20 protein-coding genes are annotated in these 22,766 nt (G+C 73.4%); 8 read left to right on the top strand and 12 right to left on the bottom strand.

Annotated elements, in window-relative coordinates; genetic code table 11:
• Positions 1-4: 4 nt before the first annotated feature.
• A complete protein-coding gene (locus C3492_RS40045) occupies positions 5-385 on the bottom strand; it encodes a nuclear transport factor 2 family protein (protein ID WP_103817518.1) in 381 nt (126 codons plus the stop codon).
• 99 nt (positions 386-484) lie between these two features.
• Between C3492_RS40045 and sigJ the strand changes: the two genes are divergently transcribed.
• A complete protein-coding gene (gene sigJ / locus C3492_RS40040; RefSeq protein ID WP_103817517.1) occupies positions 485-1,429 on the top strand; it encodes an RNA polymerase sigma factor SigJ in 945 nt (314 codons plus the stop codon).
• A gap of 114 nt (positions 1,430-1,543) precedes the next feature.
• Positions 1,544-2,737, top strand: coding sequence for an NAD(P)/FAD-dependent oxidoreductase (locus tag C3492_RS40035; RefSeq protein WP_103817516.1), 1,194 nt, complete (start codon positions 1,544-1,546; stop codon positions 2,735-2,737).
• 288 nt (positions 2,738-3,025) lie between these two features.
• Here C3492_RS40035 and C3492_RS40030 read toward each other — a convergent pair whose 3' ends face one another.
• The 8 genes from C3492_RS40030 to C3492_RS39995 all read right to left on the bottom strand — a co-directional run bounded on the left by C3492_RS40030 (position 3,026) and on the right by C3492_RS39995 (position 10,639).
• Positions 3,026-3,322 carry an SCO5918 family protein gene (locus C3492_RS40030; protein WP_103817515.1) on the bottom strand — a complete coding sequence of 99 codons (297 nt, stop codon included), beginning with the start codon at positions 3,320-3,322 and terminating at the stop codon, positions 3,026-3,028.
• Between the two features lie 88 nt (positions 3,323-3,410).
• Positions 3,411-4,934 (bottom strand): DEAD/DEAH box helicase, encoded by a 1,524-nt coding sequence (locus tag C3492_RS40025; protein ID WP_103817514.1) that lies wholly within the window; start codon positions 4,932-4,934, stop codon positions 3,411-3,413.
• 178 nt (positions 4,935-5,112) lie between these two features.
• On the bottom strand, positions 5,113-5,316 hold the full coding sequence (locus C3492_RS40020) for a cold-shock protein (protein ID WP_007383480.1): 204 nt from the start codon (positions 5,314-5,316) through the stop codon (positions 5,113-5,115).
• 229 nt (positions 5,317-5,545) lie between these two features.
• Entirely contained in the window at positions 5,546-5,881 is a 336-nt protein-coding gene (locus C3492_RS40015; protein ID WP_103817513.1) for a MerR family transcriptional regulator, read from the bottom strand.
• Positions 5,882-6,024: 143 nt separating this feature from the next.
• The gene (locus C3492_RS40010) at positions 6,025-6,663 is read right to left on the bottom strand and encodes a response regulator transcription factor (RefSeq protein ID WP_103817512.1); all 639 of its coding nucleotides are present in this window, start codon (positions 6,661-6,663) and stop codon (positions 6,025-6,027) included.
• Positions 6,660-7,859 carry a sensor histidine kinase gene (locus C3492_RS40005; RefSeq protein ID WP_181140805.1) on the bottom strand — a complete coding sequence of 400 codons (1,200 nt, stop codon included), beginning with the start codon at positions 7,857-7,859 and terminating at the stop codon, positions 6,660-6,662. Before C3492_RS40005 ends, C3492_RS40010 begins: the two co-directional genes overlap by 4 nt.
• Before the next feature lie 5 nt (positions 7,860-7,864).
• Positions 7,865-10,066 (bottom strand): MMPL family transporter, encoded by a 2,202-nt coding sequence (locus C3492_RS40000; RefSeq protein ID WP_103817511.1) that lies wholly within the window; start codon positions 10,064-10,066, stop codon positions 7,865-7,867.
• A gap of 141 nt (positions 10,067-10,207) precedes the next feature.
• Positions 10,208-10,639, bottom strand: coding sequence for a CBS domain-containing protein (locus C3492_RS39995; RefSeq protein ID WP_181140804.1), 432 nt, complete (start codon positions 10,637-10,639; stop codon positions 10,208-10,210).
• Positions 10,640-10,843: 204 nt separating this feature from the next.
• Between C3492_RS39995 and C3492_RS39990 the strand changes: the two genes are divergently transcribed.
• The 3 genes from C3492_RS39990 to C3492_RS39980 all read left to right on the top strand — a co-directional run bounded on the left by C3492_RS39990 (position 10,844) and on the right by C3492_RS39980 (position 14,289).
• Complete coding sequence (locus C3492_RS39990; protein WP_103817509.1) at positions 10,844-11,290, top strand: DUF2267 domain-containing protein; 447 nt, start codon at positions 10,844-10,846, stop codon at positions 11,288-11,290.
• Between the two features lie 129 nt (positions 11,291-11,419).
• Positions 11,420-12,190 carry an SDR family NAD(P)-dependent oxidoreductase gene (locus tag C3492_RS39985; RefSeq protein WP_103817508.1) on the top strand — a complete coding sequence of 257 codons (771 nt, stop codon included), beginning with the start codon at positions 11,420-11,422 and terminating at the stop codon, positions 12,188-12,190.
• A 335-nt stretch (positions 12,191-12,525) separates the two neighbouring features.
• Positions 12,526-14,289, top strand: coding sequence for a SpoIIE family protein phosphatase (locus C3492_RS39980; protein ID WP_181140803.1), 1,764 nt, complete (start codon positions 12,526-12,528; stop codon positions 14,287-14,289).
• Position 14,290: 1 nt separating this feature from the next.
• Here C3492_RS39980 and C3492_RS39975 read toward each other — a convergent pair whose 3' ends face one another.
• Positions 14,291-15,103, bottom strand: a complete 813-nt coding sequence (locus tag C3492_RS39975) for a FadR/GntR family transcriptional regulator (RefSeq protein ID WP_103817507.1) — start codon at positions 15,101-15,103, stop codon at positions 14,291-14,293.
• 80 nt (positions 15,104-15,183) lie between these two features.
• Here C3492_RS39975 and C3492_RS39970 point away from each other — a divergent pair, with 80 nt between their 5' ends.
• On the top strand, positions 15,184-16,053 hold the full coding sequence (locus C3492_RS39970; RefSeq protein WP_103817506.1) for a carbon-nitrogen hydrolase family protein: 870 nt from the start codon (positions 15,184-15,186) through the stop codon (positions 16,051-16,053).
• Between the two features lie 74 nt (positions 16,054-16,127).
• On the top strand, positions 16,128-17,492 hold the full coding sequence (locus tag C3492_RS39965; RefSeq protein ID WP_103817505.1) for an APC family permease: 1,365 nt from the start codon (positions 16,128-16,130) through the stop codon (positions 17,490-17,492).
• A 140-nt stretch (positions 17,493-17,632) separates the two neighbouring features.
• On the opposite strand, the gene C3492_RS39960 is transcribed toward C3492_RS39965, so the two are convergent.
• Entirely contained in the window at positions 17,633-17,941 is a 309-nt protein-coding gene (locus C3492_RS39960; RefSeq protein WP_103817504.1) for a hypothetical protein, read from the bottom strand.
• 120 nt (positions 17,942-18,061) lie between these two features.
• A complete protein-coding gene (locus C3492_RS39955; protein WP_103817503.1) occupies positions 18,062-19,258 on the bottom strand; it encodes an epoxide hydrolase family protein in 1,197 nt (398 codons plus the stop codon).
• A gap of 652 nt (positions 19,259-19,910) precedes the next feature.
• Here C3492_RS39955 and C3492_RS39950 point away from each other — a divergent pair.
• The gene (locus C3492_RS39950) at positions 19,911-22,682 is read left to right on the top strand and encodes an AAA family ATPase (RefSeq protein ID WP_103817502.1); all 2,772 of its coding nucleotides are present in this window, start codon (positions 19,911-19,913) and stop codon (positions 22,680-22,682) included.
• Positions 22,683-22,766: the final 84 nt, after the last annotated feature.

Raw genomic sequence — 22,766 nt, 5'->3', positions numbered from 1 at the left:
CTCGTCAGGGGGCGGGCTCGATGTCCCCCGCGAAGACGATCACCTGGTCGATGAGGTTCGTACGGGGCCGCAGGTGCACCACGTCCGTCCCGGCCAGCCGCGGTCCGCCGCCCGGTGTGGTGAAGACCCACTGGTAGCGGGCCCATTCGCCCGGCATGTCCACCGCCGAACAGCGGACCATCGTGCCGGCGCCGGCGGGGTGGCGGCGGATGTCCAGCACGAACCGTTCGACCGCCTCCACTCCCTCGCTGCGGCCCAGCGGACCCCAGAACACCACGTCCGAGGTGAGGGCCTGGGACAGCAGGGAGATCACCTGGCCGTCGTCCCGGGCGTTGAACGCCGAGAGGAACATGTCGATCGCTGACTGCGCGGCTTCTTCCAGCATGCAGCAGTCATACCAGCCGCGCCGGGGCCCGCTGACGGCCTCTCAGCGGGAACCCGCGGTCCCGGCCCGGCGGGGGTGGTGGCGGCTAGGATCCCTGGCATGGCCCTGACCCTGAGCGACGTGGAGCGGTTCGAGGCGGCCCGGCCCCGGCTGGAGGCCATCGCCTATCGCCTGCTCGGCTCCGCGAGCGAGGCCGAGGACGCCGTGCAGGAAACGTTCCTGCGCTGGCAGGCCGCCGGCTCCGACCACATCGAGGTCCCCGAGGCCTGGCTGACCAAGGTCCTCACCAACCTCTGCCTCAACCAGCTCACCTCGGCCCGCGCGCGGCGCGAGACCTACGTGGGCCAGTGGCTGCCCGAGCCGCTGCTCGCCGGGGACCCGATGCTGGGCCCGGCCGACACCGCGGAACAGCGCGAGTCGGTGTCGTACGCCGTCCTCACCCTGCTGGAGCGCCTGTCCCCGGGCGAGCGGGCGGTGTACGTGCTGCGGGAGGCGTTCGACTACCCGCACCGGGAGATCGCCGCGATCCTCGACATCAGCGAGGCCGCGAGTCAGCAGCTCTTCCACCGGGCCAAGAAGCACGTCGCGGACGGCAGGGCCCGTACCGAGATCGACGAGGCCGCCGCCCGGCGGATCGTCGAGGAGTTCCTCGCCGCCGCCACCAGCGGCCGGACCGAGCCGCTGATCCGGCTGCTCACCCAGGACGCCGTCTCGATCGGTGACGGCGGCGGCAAGGTTCCGGCCCGCACGAAGGCGTTCGAGGGCGCGCTCGCGGTCGCGAAGTTCATGCGGGGCCTGTTCAAGCCCGGCAAGGCCAAGCAGAACCTGGTCGGCGGCTCGCCCGCGGTCTACGCCACCACCGCCAACGGCGAGCCGGCCGTCGTGGCGGTCCTCGACGGGCGGGTCATCGGCGTCATCTGCCTGGAGGTCACCGCCGACGGCATCCGGGCGTTCCGCGGCCAGGCCAACCCCGACAAGCTCGAACGCGCGACCCGGCACTGGGCGGCCACCGACCACGGCGAACCCCTGCTCCACGCCTTCTGACCCCGGGCTCCGCGCCCCCCGACCCGATGTGAGGTGCTTCACACCGCGTTCCTGTCAGGAAACGGCGGGCCGCCCGGTTCAAGGGGCGAATCCGCTCAAGACAGGAGTCAGGAAATGCAGCACCGCATCGTCGTCCTCGGAGCCGGATACACCGGAGCCATCACCGCCGGACGCCTCGCCAGGCGGCTGCGCCCCGAAGACGTCGCCATCACCCTCGTCAACGCCGAGCCCGACTTCGTGGAGCGCGTCCGGCTGCACCAGCTCGCCACCGGCCAGGACCTCAGGCCCCGGCCGTTCAGCGAGATGTTCGCGGGCACCGGCGTGGAGCTGAGGCTCGCGCGGGTCACCGGCGTCGACGTCGACCGCAGGACCGTCGCCGTCACCGGCGCGGACAGCGCCGGGGAACTGGAGTACGACACCCTCGTGTACGCCCTGGGCAGCGGCTGGAACGACCAGGGCGTCCCGGGCGTGGCGGAGCACGCCCACGAGATCGCGAGCCGTGCCGGGGCGCTGCGGCTGCGCGAGCGTCTGGCCGGGCTGTCGGCCGGGCAGCCGGTGGTCGTGGTCGGCGGCGGACTCACCGGTCTGGAGGCGGCGGCCGAGATCGCCGAGGCCCGCCCGGACCTCGATGTCACCCTCGCCGCCCGCGGCGGCCTCGGCGACTGGCTCTCGGACAAGGGCCGCGCCCATGTGCGCAAGGTCTTCGCCGGGCTCGGCGTCACCGTGCACGAGCACACCACCGTCACCGCCGTGGCGGCCGACCACGTCACCACCGCCGACGGCGCCTCGGTCCCGGCCGCGGTCACCGTGTGGACCACCGGCTTCGCCGTCCACCCGATCGCCCGGGCCACGAGCCTGGAGGTCACCGGCACCGGGCAGATCGTGGTCGACCGGTCCATGCGCTCGGTCTCGCACCCGGACGTGTACGCCGTCGGCGACGCGGCCCTGGCGATGGGCCCCGGCGACAAGCCGCTGCGGATGTCGTGCGCCTCGGGCGTCCCCGCCGCCTGGCAGGCCGCCGACGCCATCGCGGCGCGCCTGACCGGCCGCAAACTCCCGGAGGTGCCGCTGCGCTACTTCAACCAGTGCATCTCGCTGGGCCGCAAGGAAGGCCTGATCCAGTACGTCACCGCCGACGACCGCGCGGTGCGGGCGGCCCTGACCGGCCGGATCGCCGCCGTGTACAAGGAACTGGTCTGCAAGGGCGCGGCCTGGGGCGTCGCCAACCCGCTCCTGGTGCCGGCCCCGCGGCGGCGCGTGGTGCGGGAGCGGGCGGACGCGGTGGCACCGGCGAACGCACCGGCCTGAGCCAGGGGTCCGGTCCGGCGCTCCGCCTGCGGCGGGCGGACGGCGTCCGGCGCCAGCCGCGCGGGCCACACCGGTTGTCGTCGGCGGTTCGCGGCGACAACCGGGGGGCGCGGGCCGTGGCGCCCTCGTACGGCACGCGGCTCGTGGCCGAACCGTGTGCCGTACGGGACGCGGTGCGCGGGTCCGGCCCGCTCCGGGTCCGGGTGCCACATCCCACGCCGCTCACACCCGTGAACCGGGATGCCGCGGCCGTCAGGCCGGACGGAACGACCGGCGGTCCCGGGAGGGTCACCAGCGCCAGGCGTCCTCGTCGGCGCGCGTGGCCGGGGCGGGCGTGGCCGACGCGGCCGGGGGCGCGTCGTGGCAGGTGAAGCCGAGCCGAGTCAGTGCCCGGCGCATCTCGCCCGAGGTGAAGTCGCGGCGGTCCTGCTTGGTGATCACTTCCCCGACCTGCATGACGGGGTAGACGCGGCGGCCGATGCTCACCGAGACGCCGGTGACCGGTTCGGGCGCGATGCCGCTCATCGACTGCTCGACCTCGCTCTTGATCAGGTCGAAGGGGAAACGGGCGATGACACAGCGCATGGCGGACTCCACAGGGTTGGGGGAGGGACAGCGGAGGGATCGACCGTAGGCTCGCCCCGGACGAGGGGGGCGAATCCCGGTACCTGGACTACGAGTTGTTCCTGGGGGCGGAGCGGCGGGTGCGGGCGGCCGCCCCACGGCCGGCGGCGCGCCCCCGGCGACCGCGGGTGGCGGACCCCGTGCGCTCGCTCCGTTCGGCGGCCGGCACGGTGACCGTGACGGGTACGCCGGAGGGGGTGCGGGCGCCGGTGATGCGGTGCAGCTCGGCCTCGCCCGGGCGGACCCGGACGGTGCTCGCGGTGATGCCGGCGTCGGCCATCAGGCGGTCCATCGCTCGCCGCTGGTGCGGCAGGACCAGGGTGACGACCGTGCCGGACTCGCCGGCCCGGGCGGTACGGCCGCCCCGGTGCAGGTAGTCCTTGTGGTCCCCGGGCGGGTCGACGTTGACGACGAGGTCGAGGCCGTCGACGTGGATGCCGCGGGCGGCGACGTTGGTCGCCACCAGGACCGTGACGTGGCCGTCCTTGAACTGGGCGAGGGTGCGGTTGCGCTGGGGCTGGGACTTGCCGCCGTGCAGGGCCGAGGCACGCACCCCGACGGACAGCAGGTGCCGGGCCATCCGGTCGACCGCGTGCTTGGTGTCCAGGAACATGATCACGCGCCCGTCCCGGGCGGCGATCTCGGTCGCGGCGGTGTGCTTGTCGTCGTCGTGCACGTGCAGCAGATGGTGCTCCATGGTGCTGACGGCGCCCGCGGACGGGTCGACCGAGTGCACGACGGGATCGTGGAGGTAGCGCCGTACCAGCAGGTCGATGTTGCGGTCCAGGGTGGCCGAGAACAGCAGCCGCTGGCCGCCGTCGGCGACCTGGTCGAGCAGGGCGGTCACCTGCGGCATGAAGCCCATGTCGGCCATCTGGTCGGCCTCGTCCAGAACGGTGACGGCGACCTGGTCCAGCCGGCAGTCGCCCCGTTCGATGAGGTCCTTCAGCCGGCCGGGTGTGGCGACGACGACCTCGGCGCCGCCGCGCAGCGCGCTCGCCTGGCGGCCGATCGACATGCCGCCGACCACCGTGGCGAGCCGCAGCCTGAGGGCGCGGGCGTACGGGGTGAGCGCGTCGGTGACCTGCTGGGCCAGTTCCCGGGTGGGGACGAGGACGAGCGCGAGCGGCTGCCGGGGCTGGGCCCGCTGCCCGTCCAGACGGGCCAGCAGCGGCAGACCGAAGGCGAGCGTCTTGCCCGAGCCGGTGCGCCCGCGGCCCAGCACGTCCCGGCCGGCCAGCGCGTTGGGCAGCGTGGCCGCCTGGATCGGGAAGGGAACGGTGACGCCTTCGGCGCCGAGCGCGGCCAGCAGGCGTGCGGGCATGTCCAGCTCGGCGAACGTCTCGACCGCCGGCAGCGGTTCGGTGAGGGTGACCGGCAGGGCGAACTCCTGCCGGCGGGTGCCGGAGCGCGCGCCCGCGCCGCTCCTGCGTCCGGTGCCCGGACGGGGGGTCTGCCGGCCCTGCTCCTGCGTACGGGAGCGGCCGCCGCGCGTGCCGCCGGCCGTCCGGGTGGACGTCCGGTCCGCGCGGAAGCGGCCTGGGTCGCCGCCGGTGCGACGGGTGCGGTTCATGAGGGAACCTTCCTCGATGCGGCGTATCGAGGAATTCCGCCCAGCGGTGAACGAGCCGCGCGTGGATTCACAAGAATGAGCCGACGGAAATGCGAAAATCCGGCCCGGGCCGGGAAAACAATGGGCTGGGGCCCGCACCCCGAGAGCGCGGGCCCCAGCACCATGTAGCGCGTCAGCGTCAGGCGGGAACGATGTTCTCGGCCTGCGGGCCCTTCTGGCCCTGCGTGACGTCGAAGGTAACCTTCTGGCCTTCCTGAAGCTCGCGGAAGCCGGAGGTGGCGATGTTCGAGTAGTGGGCGAACACGTCGGCGCCGCCGCCGTCCTGCTCGATGAAGCCGAAGCCCTTTTCCGCGTTGAACCACTTCACGGTGCCAGATGCCATATTGAATCTCCCTTGGGGGGCAATGCCGGACTCCGCACTTTACGGAGCCGAGTCGCCGCGATGATTACCCCTCCGGAAGAATCCGGAAAGCTCTGCAAAGAAAAAATCTCTGGCAACCAAAACTGCAACTGCTATCACGCTAACACAGGCCGGCCGGAAGCCCCATGTGTTTTCGTGATCGTCCAAGTATTCTCATGTCGTCGTGGTCGGAATTTCTGTAGCGGCGGATCTAGGTATCCGTAGGGCGTTCGTCGAGCCTGCGGCGCATGTCCCGGTTCACGCGGAGGGCGTCGTCGAGCTGGTCCTCCAGGGAGATGATGCGGCACGCGGCCTCGATGGGCGTGCCCTGGTCCACGAGCTCCCGGGCGCGGGCGGCGATGCGCAGCTGGCGGCGCGAGTACCGGCGGTGGCCGCCCTCCGAACGCAGCGGGGTGATCAGGTCGGCCTCGCCGATGGCCCGGAGGAAGGCGGGAGTTGTGCCGAGGACGTCGGCGGCCCGCCCCATCGTGTAGGCGGGGTAGTCGTCGTCGTCCAGGTTGTCGGCGGGGGCGTTCTCTGCGGGCATAGCACCTTCGTCTCGGGGACGCGGTGAGGAACCCGGGCATGTGCGGCACCCGTGTCCCGAGGTGTTCGGTACCCTCCGCGTCGTCCGACAACCCTAACTCCGGCAGCCCAGGAGATCTGTCCCCGCCGCGACAGACTTCCTCGCTACGGCCGCCGCAGCAGCCCCCGCTCCATGGCCACCACCACCGCCCTCGTCCGGTCGTTCACGTCGAGCTTGGCGAACAGGCGCAGCAGATGCGTCTTCACCGTGGCCTCGGCGATCATCAGGCGCCTGCCGATCTCGGCGTTGGTGAGGCCGTCCGCGACGGCGTCGAGGACGTCGGTCTCCCGGTCGGTCAGCGGGTCGTGCACGGGCCGCCGCATCCGTGCGACCAGCTTCTCGGCGACCCGGGGAGCGAGGACCGTCTCGCCGCGCGCCGCCGCGTGGATGGCGTCGACGAGCTGCTCACGGGTGGTGTCCTTGAGCAGGTAGCCGATGGCACCGGCCTCCACCCCGCGCTCGATGTCGGCGTCGGTGTCGTACGTCGTCAGGATCAGCACCCGGGTCCGCGGGTGGCGGGCGACGATCTCGGTGGTCGTCGCCACCCCGTCGAGCACGGGCATCCGCAGGTCGACCAGGGCCACGTCGGGGTCGTACCGCTCCACGAGGCCGAGCGCGGCGCGCCCGTCGCCGGCCTCGCCGACGATGTCGATGCTGTCCTCACCGGCGAGCAGGGCGAGGACCCCGGCCCGCATGACGGCGTGGTCGTCCACCACGACGACCCGCAGTGCTCCCGTGCTCATGCCTCCACCTCGCCCGTCAGGGGGACCACCGCCAGGATCCGCGTCCCGTCGCCCACCGAACTCGTCACCGTGAGCCTCCCGCCCAGTTCCGCCAGACGCTTGCGCATGCCGTCGAGCCCGAAGCCCCGCGACTGCTCCACCACGAACCCGGTGCCGTCGTCGGTGACCTCCAGCTCGACACCGTACGGACGCCGGGCCAGCACCACCCCGACGGTGGAGGCGCGCGCGTGCTTGCGCACGTTGGCCAGGGACTCCTGGGTGCAGCGCAGCAGCGCGATCCGGGTCTGCTGGTCGCACTCCAGGTCCGCCAGGTCGGCGACCACGGTGAGCCCCGTGTCCTCCGCGAAGCGGTCCAGCGTACGGCGCAGGGTCCGCGCCACCGAGCCGGCCGCTACCCGGCCCGGACCGGGCTGCCGGGCCGAGCCGACCAGCTCCCGGGCCTCGGCCAGGTTCTCCCGGGCGGTGGACTCGATCGACCGCAACTGCTGGACGCTGCGCGCCGGATCGCCGGCCATGCCCTCCCGTGCCGCCTCCGCGAGCACGATGATCGACGCGAAGCCCTGCGCGAGCGTGTCGTGGATGTCCCGTGCGATGCGTTCCCGTTCGTCCGCCGCGCCCTGCCGCTGGTGCGCCTCGGAGAGCTGCGCCTGGGTTCGCTCCAACTCCTCGATGAGCCGGGCCCGTTCGCTGCTCTGCTCGACCACCGAGTGCGCCCACAGGCCGATCAGCACGCCCACCGCGACCACGATCAGGGTGGAGACCACCGTCTCGCCGAAGAACTCCGCCGACCAGCCCTGCCGGACCAGGGCCCCGGCCAGCGTGGATCCGGTGGCCAGAGCGAGGAAGACCATCGAGACCCGGGGCGTGCGCCCGAACATCCAGTAGTGCGGCAGCGTCACCATGAACAGCGCCGCGTAGCTGCTGCCCAGGTACGCCAGCCCGCCGAGCGCGAGCACGAGCACCGAGAGGTAGACGTGCGGACGGACGACGGGATTGCGCGGGAAGCGGTCGAGCGCCGCGTAGCACAGCACCACGCAGGCGAGCAGTCCGAGCGCCTGGTACGCGCTCCCGCCGGGCGGGGCGGTCGCCACCAGCCCGACGGCCATCGCCCCGAACAGCGCCCAGCACACCGTGTTCCACCGGCGCAGCGACATGGCCCAGAAGGCACCGGACGAGGGGTCGGCGAGAGCGGTCATACCGATCAACGTACGTCGACCACCGCTCGCCCGTCCGCCGGATGCGCCGGGGCCCCGGCGCCGCGTCCCGCGGTCCGCGCGGGCCACCAACTCGCCTCGCCGAGCAGCAGCATCGCGGCCGGCAGCACCATGATCCGGACGATGAACGCGTCGAGCAGCACGGCGACCGCGAGGACGAAGCCGATCTGCTTCATCTCGATGATGTGCAGGAAGACGAAACTCACGAAGACGGTCGTCATCACCACCGCCGCGCTGGTCACCACGCTCGCCGACCTGCGGATGCCGTCGAGCACGGCCTGCCGCGTGGACACGCCCGCGAGCACGGCCTCCCTGATCCGGCTCACCACGAACACCTGGTAGTCCATCGAGAGTCCGAAGAGGATCACGAAGAGGAACAGCGGAACGCGCGACCCGATCGAGCCGGTGGAGTGGAAGTCCAGCACCCCCTCGGCCCAGGTCCCCTGGAAGACGAGGACGAGCAGCCCGAGCGAGGCCGCCGCGGAGAGCAGGTTCAGCAGGACCCCGATGAGGGCCAGCACCAGCGAGCGGAACGCGTACGCGGTCATCGCGAACGTCACGAGCAGCAACGCGCCGAGGACCAGCGGGAGCTTGCCGTTCTGGTGGGCGGGATAGTCGGTGTACCGGGCCACGTCACCGCTCACCGCGAACTCGGCCCCGCCGACCCGGCCGACGGTCGCGGGCAGGTACGTGTCGCGGAGGTGGCCGAGGGAGTCGTACGCCTGCTCGGAGTTGCCCAGGTACGGCACCCTCAGTTCCAGCACGCTGATCCGGTGGTCGGCCGAGGTCCGGACGGGCGAGGCCCCGCTGAACAGCGGGTCGGCGTCGGCGCGCCGGGCCAGCTCGCGCAGCGCCCCGGCGACCTCGCCGGAGCGCGCGGCGTCGGCGCGTACGACGACCTGGTGCGTCACCCGCTGCTCCGGGAAGGCCTCGTTGAGGCGGTCGTAGACCCGCATGGCCGGGATGTCCCGGGAGTGCGTGTCCCGGCTCATCTCGGTGATCTTCAGCCCGGCCAGCGGGGTGGCGAGCGCCAGCAGGGCGAGGACGGAGACGCACAGGGTGGCCAGCGGGTGCCTGCGCGCCGGACGCAGCAGGGCGTTCCACACCCGGCCGCCGCTGTCGCCGCCACGCGTCCGGCGTGGCGGCTTCCCGCGCCCGGCCCGGCGCAGCGCCCTGCGCTCGGCCCGCTGACCGAGCTTCACCAGAAGCGCGGGCAGCGCCGTCAGCGAACTGGCCACCGCGACCAGGACGACCACGATCGTGCCGGTGGCCAGCGAGGAGAAGATGACGTCGGAGGCGAGGTACAGCGTCGCGGTGGACGCCACGACCGCGAACCCCGAGACCACGACCGCCCGGCCGGAGGTCGCCGCGGCCAGTTCCACCAGCGCCTCGGCGCTCAGCCGGCCGGCCGCGCGGGCGCGCTCCTCACGCTCCCGCTTGAGGTGGAAGAGGGTGTAGTCCACGCCGACCGCGAGGCCGATCATCAGGATGACGTTCGTGCCGACCCCGGCGTCGGGGGAGAGGTGCGAGGCGACCATCGACAGGCCGACGGCCGCCGCGATCGAGGACAGCGCGAGCAGCAGCGGCACCCCGGCCATGGTCACGGACCCGAAGACGACCAGCAGGGTGATGAGAGTGACGGGAAGGGTGATCTTCTCCGAGAGCGCCAGGTCGTGGCCGCGCTGCTCGTCCACGCCCTTGCTGATGGAGGGACTCCCGGTCTCTTCGAGGAGCAGCGCGGGACGGGCCCTGCCCACCGCCTCCGTCTGCGCGACCAGCGCGTCGACCTTGTCCTTCGCGTCCCGTTCCTCGCCCTTCAGGGCCACCGCGACCATGAGGGTCCGGCCGTCCCGGGACCACACCGGACCGGCCACACCGGCGACTTCGGGAAGCCGCTCCATCCGCGCGGTCAGCTCCTCGGCGGCGGCCCGGGCCGCCGCCCGGTCGAGAGGACCCGACCGTGCCGAGATCAGCACCTGCTCGGTCGAGAGCCGTTCCAGGTGGCCCTCGGCGGCCATCGCCTCCGCCCGCCCGGCCTCCCCGACCCGGTAGTCGGCCGTTGTCGCGTTGTGCGTGCCGACGGCACCGCCGACCCCCAGGCACACCCCCACGAACACGAGCCAGCCGACCACGGCCCGCCAGGGGTGCCGGGCGCTCCAACGCGCCATCCGTACGGTGAGTGAATTCATACGGAAAGGCTTGTCGCTGGGCCCAACCGGCGGACAGAGGTACCTGGTTGAACTTCCCGTCCACCGATCGGTGGACGGGGTGCGTGCTCACCCCGCCCCCGTCCCGGGGCGCCCGGCCCCGGGACGGGGTCGCCGACTCGGCTATGTGTTGGGCTCCGCCGCGCTGATCTGGCTCAGCGCGGAGTCGGTGTCCCGCTCGACGGCCAGGTCGCCCAGGGAGACGATGCCGACCACGCGGTCCCGGTCGGGGTCGACCACCGGCAGGCGGCGCACCGCCTTCTCCCGCATGAGGCCGACCGCGCGGTCGATCGGGTCGTCCGGGGTGACCGTGGTCAGGTCGGTGCTGCACGCGTCCTCGACGTGCACACCGCTGACGTCACCGCCCTCGGCGAGGATCCGCACGGTCAGGTCCCGGTCCGTCACCAGGCCCCGCGGGTGGCCTTCCTCCGTCACCAGGACCGCGCCGATGTCCTCGTCCCGCATACGGCGGGCGACGTCGGCGACGTACTCCTGCGGGCTCACCTCGACCGGCGGGGCGGTCATCACGTCCCGCACCATGTGTGCTGTCGCCATGGCAGAACCTCCGAATACGTGTCTCGTCGTGTCGGCTCTCGTTCGTGCCGGTGCGTTAGCCGGACTACCACGAATACGGCGATCCATGTCTGCTTCGCTGGGATATGTGCGATATGTACGTCGGTGTACGCGTCTGTCTCCATGGGCACCCGTCAGTCACTCCCACCCCTCGGGCAACACCTGACCGCACCAGCGGGAGGAAGCATGATCAGCCATCGGCATCTGGTGGAAGAGGTGGCGTCACGGGCCCGCCTCGGTGACGAGGAGGCCGCCGACGCCGCCGTGCACCTCGTCCTCGCGGCGCTGAGCAGTCGTCTCGACCCACCGCACCGGGAGCACCTGCGGCAGGCCGTGCCGCCCCATGAGCGTGGCGCGCTGGAAATCGGCGCGCTGCGGAACGGTACCGGGGAGCGGCGCGGTGGCGAGGCGCCGCACGGCTCGGCCGACCCGCTCGACGCGTTGCTGGCCGACGTGGCCCGGCCCGTGGACGCCACCCCGGAGCAGGCGCTGTTCCTGGCGCAGACGGTGGTCTCCCGGATCACGGCCGCGGACACCGGCCTGGAGGCCGACCTGCGCGGCGCCCTGCCGGAGGAGTTCGGCCCGCTGTTCACCGAACCCGGTCCGCGGCCCGGACGGTCGGCGGACCGCTGACCTCCGGGGCGGGCCGCCCACCTGAGCCGCCCGCCCCGGCCCCGCCGTAGGCCGCGCATTATGGACTTGCTGGTCCATTTTCTGCGGCGCACAGTGGTCCGCGCACCGCGAGACAAGGGAGATCGCACCATGAGCGGACGGCTGCGGAACAAGACGGCGCTGGTCACGGGATCGACCAGCAACATCGGACAGGCGATCGCGGAGGCGTTCGCCGCGGAGGGGGCCCACGTCATCGTGTCCGGCCGGAACCGGGAACGAGGGGCACAGGTCGTCGAAGGGATCCGCGCGGCCGGCGGCCGGGCCGACTTCCTGGCGGCGGACCTCGACGGCAGCGCCGAGGCCTCCCGGGACCTCGCCGCCCGGGCCCGCGAGACCCTGGGCGGGCGGATCGACATCCTGGTCAACAACGCGGGCATCTACCCCGCCCCCGGCACCACCGCCACCGACGAGAAGACGTTCGACGAGGTCTACGGGGTGAACGTGAAGGCGCCGTTCTTCCTCACGGCCGCCGTCGTCCCCGGCATGACGGAGTCCGGTGGCGGGGCGATCATCAACCTCGGCTCCTGGATCACGCGACTGGCCGTTCCCGTCGCCGCGCTCTACAGCTCGACCAAGGGAGCCATGGAGACGCTCACCCGGGCGTGGGCCGCGGAGTTCGGCCCGCTGGGCGTGCGGGTGAACGCCGTCTCACCGGGCGTGATCGCTCCCCCGGCGCCGGAGGGCGGCGAGCCCCACCCGGGCGAGGTCATGATGAAGGGCACGCCGGCCGGCGGCACGGGCACGCCGGACGCCATCGCCCATGCCGCGGTCTGGCTGGCCGGCGACGAGGCGGCCTTCGTGCACGGAGCCGTGGTGGACGTCGACGGGGGCAGGACGAGCGTCGCCGTCATCGCCGCCTAGCCCCGGTCAGCCGGCTGGCCGAGGAGCCGGTCAGCCGGCTGGTCGAGGGACCCTGGTCGGGGCGGTGGTGTCGTCGGCGTCCCGTCGCCGGGTGCGGGCGTTCCGCCGGACCGGGACCGAGCGGTGAGTCGGACCGGGCAGCCGTGACGAGAGGCCGCCCGCCTCGCCGGGTGGGCCGGGGCGGGTACCCGGGCGGCAGGCGCGTGCGGCTGTCCGGGCCGGTGCGTCCGTGGGCAGGAGGGTTCCCGGCCGCGACGGGGCATACGGAAGATCAGGCGCCGGAGGCACCGGACGACGTACACGCGCGGCGACCCGCGAGCACAGGAGGCCACGACATGGCAGGGGCGGAGAGAACCGGGACCGACCGGCGGCGACAGCGGGCCGAGCCCCGTGCCCGGGCCCGGCTCGCCGACGCGGTGGAAGCCATCGGCGCCGGGGCGTACGTCGTCGACGACCAGGGCCACATCCTCGCCGCGAACACCCCCGCCGAGCGCCTGCTGCGCCGGCCCGCCGCGGACCTGCTCGGCCAGGACGCCCATGACCTGCTGCACCGCGGGCCGCAGGGCCAGCCACTGCCCACGACACAGTGCGCCATGCGGCAGGCGTTCCACGCCGGAAATCCGGCGCAGGGCCACGAGGAGCACTTCCTGCGCGGTGACGGTTCCCTGCTGCCCGTCTCCTGGATGATCGCCCCGTACGACCTCGGCGACGGCGGCGACCGGCGGACCGGCACCCTCGTCGTCTTCCACACCCCCGAGCGGGCGGACTCCGACGAGCCGCGCCCGGAGCGGGCCAGCGAGTCGCTGACCGACTTCGAGCGGCTGGCCCTGCTCGCCGAGACCACCACCCGGCTGACCTCCACCCTCGATGTCGACGAGGCACTGCGCCGGCTGGTGTCCCTGGTGCTGCCCCGGCTGGCGGACTGGGCCGTCATCGACCTGATCACCGAGCACGACGAGGTGTGGCGCACCGCCGTGGTACACGCCGAGGACGACCGTCTGGTGCACCACGAGAACCTCGAAGGGCCGATGCCGCCGGTCCCCGAGGAGTCGCCGATGCCGCTGTCCCGGGCGCTGCGCGGAGTGGCCTCCGCCCTGGCCGGGCCGGCCACGTACCGGCGTGCCCCGGATTCCGGCATCGCCGTCGAGCAGCGCCGCCTGTTCGAGGCCACGGGCATCCACTCGGCCGCCATCGCCCCCATCCGCGGTACCCGGGAGGTCCTCGGGGCCCTCACCCTGGGCCGGGCCGAGAAGCCGGGGGACTTCACCAGCGCCGACCTGCCCCTGCTGGAGGACATCGCCCGCCGCGCCGGCGTGGCGCTGGACAACGCCCGCCTCTACCAGCGCCAGCGCGCGGTCGCCGAGACCATGCAGAACCACCTGCTGCCGCAGATGCCGCGGGTCCCCGGCCTCCAGATGGCCGTCCGCTACCTGCCCGCCCCGGACGCCTCCCAGGTCGGCGGCGACTGGTACGACGCCTTCACCCTGTCCGACGGTTCCACCGCCCTGGCCATCGGGGACGTCGTGGGCCACGACCTGGAGGCCGCGGCCGGCATGGCCCAGCTGCGCAACATGCTCCGCGCCTACGCCTGGTCCCAGCAGGAACCGCCCAGCCGTATCGTCCAACGGCTCGACGAGGCGATCATGCCCATCACCGACGTCACGATGGCCACCCTCGTCCTCGCCCGGCTCACCCGGACGGGCGACGGCAACTGGCAGCTGACCTGGACCAACGCAGGACACCCCCCGCCCCTGCTCGTCACCCGCGACGGCCTGGCCGACTACCTCACCGAAGGCCACAGCCTCCTGCTGGGAACGGGGGTCCGCGCGCCCCGCCCCGACGCCAGCGTGCTGCTGCCCCCGGGCTGCACCCTGCTGCTGTACACCGACGGCCTCATCGAGGCACCCGGCCACACCCTCGACGAGGGTCTCAACCGGCTGCGCCAGCACGCCGCCGCCCTCGCCCACCGCCCGCTGCCGTCCCTCACCGACCAGCTCCTGCGCCGCGTCCACCCGCCCGGCCTCGACGACGTGGCCCTCCTCGCCCTGCGCACACCGCCCCAGTCCGACCCGGGTCGTACGGCGCCCAGGAGACGGTGAGTCAGCCGGTCCCGCGCGGCTCGTGCCCGCGGCCCTCGGCCGTCTCCAGCAGCCCCACGAACATGGTCCGGTGGAGCACTTCCACGTGCCGGCGCGCGATGTCGGCCGCCGCCGCGGTGTCGCCGGCCCGCAGGGCGTCGACCAGGGCGCGGTGCTCCCGGTTGGACTCCCGCAGGGCGTCCATCGGGTACGGCAGGTAGTAGCGGTACAGCCGCTGGAGCACGCCCCGGTAGGCCTCGGCCGCCGCGGGCACGCCGGTGGCGGCGGCGACGGCGAGGTGGAACCGCTCGTCGCAGCCGTGGAACTCCGCCCAGGTCGGAACCTGGTCCATCTCGTCGGCCAGCCGCTCCAGGTGCGCCAGGGCGGCTTCGTCGGCGTTGCGAGCGGCCAGGTGGGCGAGGCCGCACTCCAGCACGAGCCGCTGGTCGACGAGCGCATGGACCTCGCTGTTCTGCGCGCGGTAGGAGTCCATCGCGCCCACCACGCCCCGGGCGGGCCGCTCGGCGACCCGGGTGCCTCCGTTGCGGCCCCGGCGGCGCTCCAGGACGCCGTCCTGGCAGAGCGTGGACAGGGCGCGGCGGACGGTGATCTCGCCGACGTCGAGCGCCGCGGCGATCCGGTCGGTCGGCGGAAGCTTCTCGCCCGGGGCGAGCAGCCCCAGGTCGACGGCGAGCCCGATGCGCGCGCGCACGGTGTCCAGGGCCGTGAGCCGGCGTATGCCGTCGAGCGCGGGGGCGTTGAACGGCAGGGCCGCCGCGGCGGCCGGCCGCGCACCGGCCGGCTGCGTGTCGGGGCCGTCCTGGGGGTGAGGCATGTCGTCAATGTAGCGAGGCCGGAATACGGATCAAAATGAGCCTATTGATTAACAGCTCACCTTGAGCTAATTTCCTGGCCATGTCCCGCCCCCTCCCCCTCGCCCTCGTCCAGGCGCCTCCCCGCCCGGCGACGGCGCCCCTGTCCGGATTCGCCGAGGACGTCGAGGACCTGCTGGCCCGCTTCCCGCAGACCCGCCTCGCCGTGTACCCGGAACTGCATCTGTGCGGCGTCGACGGTCCGCCGTCGGCGGCCGGGCAGCTCCAGGAGGCCGCCGAGCCGCTGGACGGCCCCCGCTCCCGGCAGCTCGCCGAGCTCGCCGGTGACCTGGGCATCTGGCTCGTACCGGGCACCGTGTGCGAGCGCGGCGAGCGGGGTGAGCTGTTCAACACGGCGCCGGTCTACTCGCCCGACGGCCGCCTCGTCGCCTCGTACCGCAAGATCTTTCCGTGGCGGCCGCACGAGCCGTACGACCCCGGCGACCGCTTCGTCGTGGCGGACCTGCCCGGCGCCGGCCGTATCGGCATCTCGATCTGTTACGACGCCTGGTTCCCGGAGGTGGCGCGCCACCTGGCCTGGCTGGGCGCCGAGGTGATCGTCAACCCGGTCATGACCACCACCGCCGACCGCGCCCAGGAACTCGTCCTGGCCCGGGCCAACGCCATCGCCAACCAGGTCTTCGTGCTCAGCGTCAACACCGCCGGCCCCGTCGGCACCGGCCGCAGCCTGGTGGTGGACCCCGAGGGACGGGTGCGCGCCGAGGCCCCCGACTCGGCCGCCACCGTGCTGACCGACGTCCTTGACCTGGACGACGTCACGCGCGTGCGCACCTTCGGCACGGCGGGGCTCAACCGCATGTGGGACCAGTTCACCGACGCCGACACCCCGATCGACCTGCCGCTGTACGGCGGCCGTATCGACCCCCGCCGCTGGCGCCCCGCCACCGGCTGAGCCTCCCCATCCGCTCGTCCGTCCCCCCGGTGCTCCCCCTGGAGCCCGTCATGGAGCCCGCTATGGAGCCCGCTATGGAGAACGCCACCGCCCAGGGCCTCACCCGTGCGCTGACGCTCAGATCCGTCGTCCTGTTCGGCCTCGCCTACATGACCCCGCTGATCGTGCTCGGCACGTTCGGCGTCGTGGCCGAGAGCACCGGCGGCACCGTGCCCACCGCCTATCTGCTGGCCCTGCTCGCCATGCTGTTCACCGCGCACAGCTACGGGAAGATGGCCGCCGCGCACCCCGTGGCCGGGTCGGCGTACACCTACGTCCGCAGGGCCATCGACTCCCGGGTGGGCTTCCTGATCGGCTGGGCCACCCTGCTCGACTACTTCTTCCTGCCCATGGTCATCTGGCTGATCGGCGGGGCCTACCTCCAGGCCCAGTTCCCCGGTGTGCCGTTCTGGGTGTGGATCATCGGCTTCATCGTGCTGACCACCGCCCTGAACGTGCGGGGCATCAAGACGGCGGAGCGGGCCAACGACCTGCTCATGACCTTCCAGGTGCTGGTGATCGGCATCTTCGTCGCGCTGTCCCTGCGGCACGTGCTGCACGTCGGGGGCGCCGGGGCGCTGGCCGGCACGGCACCGTTCGCCAACCACGCCACCACCCTGGCGGGCATCTCCGCCGGAGCGGCGATCGCGGCCTACTCCTTCCTCGGCTTCGACGCGGTCACCACGCTCACCGAGGAGACCATCGAGCCGCAGCGCACCATGCCCCGGGCCATCCTGCTGATCGCCCTGATCGGCGGCGGCATCTTCGTGGCCGTCGCCTGGGCCACCCAGCTGGCCCATCCCGGCAGCTCCTTCGACGACCCCAGCTCGGCCGCCTTCGAGATCGCCCGGACCATCGGCGGCGACCTGTTCTCGTCGGTCTTCCTGGCCGGCCTGGTGGTGGCCCAGTTCGCGTCCGGCATCGCCGCGCAGGCGAGCACGTCCCGGCTGCTGTACGCCATGGGCCGCGACTCCGTCCTCCCGCGCCGGATCTTCGGCCACATCCACCCCCGCTACCGCACCCCGGTCCTCAACATCCTCCTCACCGGCGTGGTCGGCCTGATCGCCCTGCGGCTGAGCGTCGCGACCTCCACCTCCTTCATCAACTTCGGCGCCTTCATCGCCTTCACCTTCGTCAACTTCTCGGTCATCGCCACGTACCTGCGCGAACGGCGCGCGGGCCGCCGCCCCGGCCCGCTGGGCCATGTGATCGCCCCCGCGATCGGCGCCGCGGTGGACATCTGGCTCCTGACCCACCTCGACACCAAGGCCCTCGTCCTCGGCGTCATCTGGCTCACCCTCGGCATCTGCTACCTCGCCTACCTGACCCGGGGCTTCCGCACGCCCCCGCCGGAGCTGACCTTCGAGGAGGAGCAGCCGGTCGTCACCGAGCGGGTGTGAATCCCGGGACCGGCCGCGGCGCGGTGCGGTGCCCGCGGTGCCGGCCGGCCGGGTGAACCGGCGTCACGGGGCCGGAAAAGGGGCGCGGCGCCACCCACCCGGGGAACGGGCAGGGCGGCGCCGCGCGTCGCAGCGGGGACTCAGCCGGGGAAGGGCTTGCTGGCGTCCTCATCGGCCTTGATGCACGCGTCGAGCTTCTTCTGGATGGCGGCAGCCTCGCTCAGCGCCTTCTTGGCCGCCGCGGTCTCCCCGAGCTGCTTCAGCCTCGCGGCCTTGTCCTTGAGGGCGGCTATCTGCTGCCGCATCTGGTTCTTGTTGCAGGTGATGGCGGCCTTGGTGGAGACCGCGCCCCGGCCGGCCGGCGTGGCGGCGTGGGCGGGCACCGAGGTGATGAGGAAGCCGCCGACGACGGCCGCGGAGACGGCCAGGGCGGAAAGGCGCTTGGTCATGAGGTGATTCCCCCGTGAACGGCTTGAGTTGGTCGAAGTCGATCTTACGGGGAGCGGGCCGGTGCGCCGGCGCGGGGCGGCCGCGGGTCGAGTGCCCGGCCGCCCCGCCCCGACGGTGGTCTACCGCAGCGAGCGGAAGCCCGTACGGATCTCCCGGACGAGCAGCTCCGGCTGCTCCCAGGCGGCGAAGTGGCCGCCCTTGTCGAGCCTGTTGTAGTGGACGAGGTTCGGGTACGCCTGCTCCGCCCAGCTCCTCGGGGCCTGGTAGAGCTCGTCGGGGAAGACGCTCACGGCGACCGGGAGGCGCACACCGTTGACGCCGAAGAACGGGGTCCTGTTCTCCGCGTAGAGGCGGGCGGCGGAGACCGCGGTGTTGGTCAGCCAGAACAGCGTGATGTTGTCCAGGACGTCGTCGCGGGTGAGGCCCTCGGCGTGCCCGGCGAAGGCGCGGGAGATCAGGGCGAGGCTGGCCGCGTCGTGGTCGAGCAGGAAGGCGGCCAGGCCGACGGGGGAGTCGGCGAGCCCGGTCAGCGTCTGCGGTCGCGAGCCCATCATGTAGGCGTAGTAGACGTGCCGGTAGACGAAGTCGAGCTGCTCGACCGCCGTCTGCTCCTCGTCGGACAGCGTCAGCCCCTCGGGCAGCGGGTCGCCCTTCGCGAGCGCGGCGTCGATGGCGGGCGGGACGACGCCGGGCATGTTGGTGTGGATGCCGATCAGGCCCTCGGGCTCCTGCACGCCCATGAGGTCGGTCACGATCGCGCCCCAGTCGCCGCCCTGCGCGACGTACCGGGTGTAGCCCAGGCGCTTCATCAGCTCTCCCCAGGCGCGCGCGATGCGCTCGGGGCCCCAGCCGGTGGTGGTCGGCTTGCCCGAGAAGCCGTAACCGGGCATGGAGGGGATCACCAGGTGGAAGGCGTCCGACGCGCTCCCGCCGTGGTTCGTGGGGTCGGTGAGCGGCCCGACGATCTTCAGCTGCTCGACGACCGAGCCGGGCCACCCGTGGGTCACGATCAGCGGCAGCGCGTCCTCGTGCTTCGAGCGGACGTGGATGAAGTGGATGTCCAACCCGTCGATCTCGGTGATGAAGTGCGGCAGGGCCTTCAGCCTCGCCTCGGCCCTGCGCCAGTCGTACTCCGACGCCCAGTAGCGCGCGAGTTCCTGGACGGTGGCGAGCTGTGTGCCCTGCGACTGGTCCGCGACCGTCTCCTTCTCGGGCCACCGCGTGGCCAGGACGCGTGCCCGCAGGTCCTGGAGCTCCGCCTCGGGGAACTCGAAGGTGAACGGCCGGATCGCCGACGTTCCGGGGTTGGTGGACATGGGTGTGGTTCTCCTTGCTGTCGCCGGCGACCTCGCGTTGCCGGCACCTCCACGGTGGCCCGCAGCGGGGTCGACTCGGCCCCGGGAGAACCCCGGGGCCGGCCCCGTGCGTGAACCCCCGGGGTCGTCAGGCCGGGCCCTGGGGTTCTCGTGCGTGGGCCGCCGCGTGCGGTCCCGTGCAGGCGCCCCGGCGGCTGGTGCGTGTGGATCCCTGGGTGGGTCCGGGCCGGGCCCTGGGTGCTCTCGTGCATGGGGCCTCACGGCCGGTCCCGTGCAGGCGCCCCGGCGGCTGGTGCGTGTGGATCCCTGGGTGGGTCCGGGCCGGGCCCTGGGGTGCTTCCGTGCATGGGGCCTCACGGCCGGTCCCGTGCAGGCGCCCCGGCGGCTGGTGCGTGTGGATCCCTGGGTGGGTCCGGGCCGGGCCCTGGGGTGCTTCCGTGCATGGGGCCTCACGGCCGGTCCCGTACACGGATCCCGGGTTCGGCCGAGCCGGACCCCCGTCGCCTCGGCCGGTGGCTGACCCCCGCGGCAGTGCGCCGGCAGGTCCGGAACACCCGGAACGCACTACGGTGGCTATGGCGGCCCCCAGGCGGCCGCGAGCCCTGCGGGACGCATCAGGCGGTGCATCAGGCGGCGGATCAGGAGATCGATCATGGGGGCGCATCCCATCGACACCCCGGTCGGACTGCTGGGGCGGGGGCGGGAGCTGGCCGTGCTGGACCAGGTGCTGGCCACCGCGCGGGCGGGCACCAGCGCGGTCCTGGTCCTTCGCGGCGAGGCGGGGATCGGGAAGACCGCCCTCCTGGGCTACGCGGCGGACCGGGCCGCCGGCTTCCGTACGTTCGGCATCGCGGGTGTCGAGTCGGAGATGGAGCTCCCGTTCGCGAGCCTTCACCAGCTCTGCGTGCCTCTGCTGGGGCGGCTCCAGGAGCTGCCGGAACCGCAGCGCGAGGCACTGTCCGTCGCGTTCGGACTGCGCGGCGGCGAGGTGCCGAACCGTTTCCTGGTGGGCCTGGCCGTGCTCGGCCTGCTGGCCGGCGCCGCCGAGGCCCAGCCGCTGGCCTGCCTCGTCGATGACGCGCAGTGGCTGGACCAGGGCTCCCGGCGGGTCCTGGCCTTCGTCGCCAGACGGCTGGTGGCGGAACCGGTGGCGTTGGTCTTCGCGCTGCGGGAGCAGGGCGACGAAGGGGAGCTGGCCGGTCTGCGGGAGCTGGTCGTCGACGGCCTCGGCGAACCCGACGCGCGCGCCCTGCTGGCCTCGGCCGTCCGAGGGCCCCTCGACCCGCTGGTACGGGACCGGATCGTCGCCGAGGCCCACGGCAACCCGATGGCCCTGCTGCATCTGCCCCGCGCCCCCGCGGACCTGGCCGGAGGGTTCTGGCTTCCCGGCGGGCGCCGCTTGGCGAGCCGCATCGAGGACGCCTTCCAGCAGCGGTTCCGATCACTCCCGCAGGACAGCCGGCGGCTTCTGCTGACCGCCGCGGCCGAGCCGACCGGAGACGTGTGCCTGCTGTGGCGCGCGGCCGCCCGGCAGGGGATACCGGCGAGCGCCGCGGCGCCGGCGGAGGCCGCGGGACTCGTCGAGTTCGGCACCAGGACGCGCTTCCACCACCCGCTGGTGCGCTCGGCCGTCTACCGGGGGGCGTCCGCGCCGGACCGCAGGGCGGCGCACCGGGCCTTGGCGGAGGCCACCGACGCCCGCCTCGACCCCGATCGCAGGGCATGGCACCGCGCGCACGCCGCCGCCCGGCCCGACGAAAGCGTCGCCGTGGACCTGGAGCGGTCGGCGGGCCGGGCCCACGGCAGGGGAGGAGCCGCCGCGGCGGCCGCCTTCCTGCGGCGGGCGGCGGAACTGACGCCCGACCCCGCACACCGCGTCACCCGCGCCCTGGCCGCCGCGCAGGCCCACATCGACGCCGGCGGGGCCGACCAGGCCCGTACCCTGCTGGCGTCGGCGGAGGCAGGCCCGCTCGACGACCTGCACCGCGCCCGGCTCGAACGGCTCCGCGCCCGGCTGGTCTTCTCCCAGGTACGGGGCGGCGACGCGCCCCGGCTGCTGCTCGCGGCGGCACACCGGCTGGCACCTCTCGACACCGCCCTGGCCCGTGACACCCTGCTGGAAGCGGCCGGTGCGGCCATCTTCGCCGGCCGGCTGAGCGACGGACCCGGGCAGCGGGAAGTGGCCGAGGCGGCGCGCGCCGGACCCCCGCCGCCGACGCCACCGCGCATGGTCGACGCCCTCCTGGAGGGCATGACCGAGCGGACCATCGAGGGTTACGCCGCCGGTGTCCACGCGGTCCGGCGGGCACTGCGCGCCGTCCGGCAGGCGCAGAGGTCCGGCTTCACCGATGCGGAACTGCGCTGCCTGCTGCTGGCGTTCCAGGTGACACCCGAGCCTCTCGCGGCGGAGCTGTGGGACGACGAAGCCTGGCACGAACTGGCGGCCGGCGCCGTGCGGATCGCCCGTGAGGCGGGGGCGCTCGCCGTCCTGCCCATGGCGCTGACCTACCAGGCCTGCTCCCGGGTCCACGCCGGCGCGTTCGACACCGCCGCGGCACTGATCGACGAGGCCACGGCCATCTCGGAGGCGGCGGGCGGCGCGCCCATGATGCACACGGATCTCCTGCTCGCCGCCTGGCGAGGCCGGCAGACGCAGGCGCGGGACCTCATCGGGACCACTGCCGCGGAAGTGCGCGTCCGGGGCGAGGGCCGCGCTCTCGGCCTCGCCGAGTACGCCACCGCACTGCTGCACAACGGCCTCGGCCGCTACGACACCGCGCTGGCCGCCGCGACGCGCGCGTGCGGGTACGAGGATCTCGGCATCTACGGCTGGGCCCTGGCCGAACTGGTCGAGGCGGCCGCCCGCGGCGGACGACCGGAGGCCGCCGGAGCGGCACTGGAGGAGCTCACCGGGCGCACCCGCGCGAGCGGGACCGAGTGGGCCCTGGGCGTGGGGGCCTGCTCGCGTGCGTTGCTCGGCGACGACCGGGCCGCCGACGCGCTCTACCGGGAGGCGATCGACCATTTCGGGCGCTCCCGGATCGCCGTCCACCGGGCCCGCGCCCGTCTGCTGTACGGCGAGTGGCTGCGTCGCCGGGGCCGCCGCCAGGACAGCCGCGTCCAGCTGACCTCCGCCTACGAGGCGTTCAGCCGGATGGGGGCCGACGGCTTCGCCGAGCGGGCGCGCAGGGAGCTTCTGGCGACCGGGGAGACCGTACGCAAGCGAACCGCGGGCGCCGACGTCGAACTCACCCACCAGGAAGCCCAGATCGCCCGGCTGGCCGGCGCCGGGCACACCAACGGGGAGATCGCCGCCCGGCTGTTCATCAGCCCCCGCACGGTGGAGTGGCACCTCGGCAATGTCTTCGCCAAGCTCGGCGTCCCCTCCCGCAGACATCTGCGCTCGGTGCTGCCGCCCCCGTGACCGGGCCCGGTCCGCCCGACGGCCCGGTGTCCTCAGCGGGTGCTGAGCATTCCCTCGCGCAGGCGGGTGAGGCAGCGGGACAGC

Source organism: Streptomyces sp. Ru62, from assembly GCF_002920615.1.
Lineage (GTDB): Bacteria > Actinomycetota > Actinomycetes > Streptomycetales > Streptomycetaceae > Streptomyces.
Note: the sequence above shows the minus strand (reverse complement) of the source record. Positions and strands in the feature narration are given on the sequence as shown.

Bases quoted from the DNA above. Each gene is read 5' to 3' on its own strand.
- C3492_RS40000 (WP_103817511.1), bottom strand. From the start codon at position 10,066: ATGAATTCACTCACCGTACGGATGGCGCGTTGGAGCGCCCGGCACCCC.
- C3492_RS39970 (WP_103817506.1), top strand. From the start codon at position 15,184: ATGTCCCGCCCCCTCCCCCTCGCCCTCGTCCAGGCGCCTCCCCGCCCG.
- C3492_RS39995 (WP_181140804.1), bottom strand. From the start codon at position 10,639: ATGGCGACAGCACACATGGTGCGGGACGTGATGACCGCCCCGCCGGTC.
- C3492_RS40015 (WP_103817513.1), bottom strand. From the start codon at position 5,881: ATGCCCGCAGAGAACGCCCCCGCCGACAACCTGGACGACGACGACTAC.
- C3492_RS40030 (WP_103817515.1), bottom strand. From the start codon at position 3,322: ATGCGCTGTGTCATCGCCCGTTTCCCCTTCGACCTGATCAAGAGCGAG.
- C3492_RS40005 (WP_181140805.1), bottom strand. From the start codon at position 7,859: ATGACCGCTCTCGCCGACCCCTCGTCCGGTGCCTTCTGGGCCATGTCG.
- C3492_RS39960 (WP_103817504.1), bottom strand. From the start codon at position 17,941: ATGACCAAGCGCCTTTCCGCCCTGGCCGTCTCCGCGGCCGTCGTCGGC.
- C3492_RS39950 (WP_103817502.1), top strand. From the start codon at position 19,911: ATGGGGGCGCATCCCATCGACACCCCGGTCGGACTGCTGGGGCGGGGG.
- C3492_RS40010 (WP_103817512.1), bottom strand. From the start codon at position 6,663: ATGAGCACGGGAGCACTGCGGGTCGTCGTGGTGGACGACCACGCCGTC.
- C3492_RS39955 (WP_103817503.1), bottom strand. From the start codon at position 19,258: ATGTCCACCAACCCCGGAACGTCGGCGATCCGGCCGTTCACCTTCGAG.
- C3492_RS40025 (WP_103817514.1), bottom strand. From the start codon at position 4,934: ATGAACCGCACCCGTCGCACCGGCGGCGACCCAGGCCGCTTCCGCGCG.
- C3492_RS39975 (WP_103817507.1), bottom strand. From the start codon at position 15,103: ATGCCTCACCCCCAGGACGGCCCCGACACGCAGCCGGCCGGTGCGCGG.
- C3492_RS40045 (WP_103817518.1), bottom strand. From the start codon at position 385: ATGCTGGAAGAAGCCGCGCAGTCAGCGATCGACATGTTCCTCTCGGCG.
- sigJ (WP_103817517.1), top strand. From the start codon at position 485: ATGGCCCTGACCCTGAGCGACGTGGAGCGGTTCGAGGCGGCCCGGCCC.
- C3492_RS39980 (WP_181140803.1), top strand. From the start codon at position 12,526: ATGGCAGGGGCGGAGAGAACCGGGACCGACCGGCGGCGACAGCGGGCC.
- C3492_RS39990 (WP_103817509.1), top strand. From the start codon at position 10,844: ATGATCAGCCATCGGCATCTGGTGGAAGAGGTGGCGTCACGGGCCCGC.
- C3492_RS40020 (WP_007383480.1), bottom strand. From the start codon at position 5,316: ATGGCATCTGGCACCGTGAAGTGGTTCAACGCGGAAAAGGGCTTCGGC.
- C3492_RS40035 (WP_103817516.1), top strand. From the start codon at position 1,544: ATGCAGCACCGCATCGTCGTCCTCGGAGCCGGATACACCGGAGCCATC.
- C3492_RS39965 (WP_103817505.1), top strand. From the start codon at position 16,128: ATGGAGAACGCCACCGCCCAGGGCCTCACCCGTGCGCTGACGCTCAGA.
- C3492_RS39985 (WP_103817508.1), top strand. From the start codon at position 11,420: ATGAGCGGACGGCTGCGGAACAAGACGGCGCTGGTCACGGGATCGACC.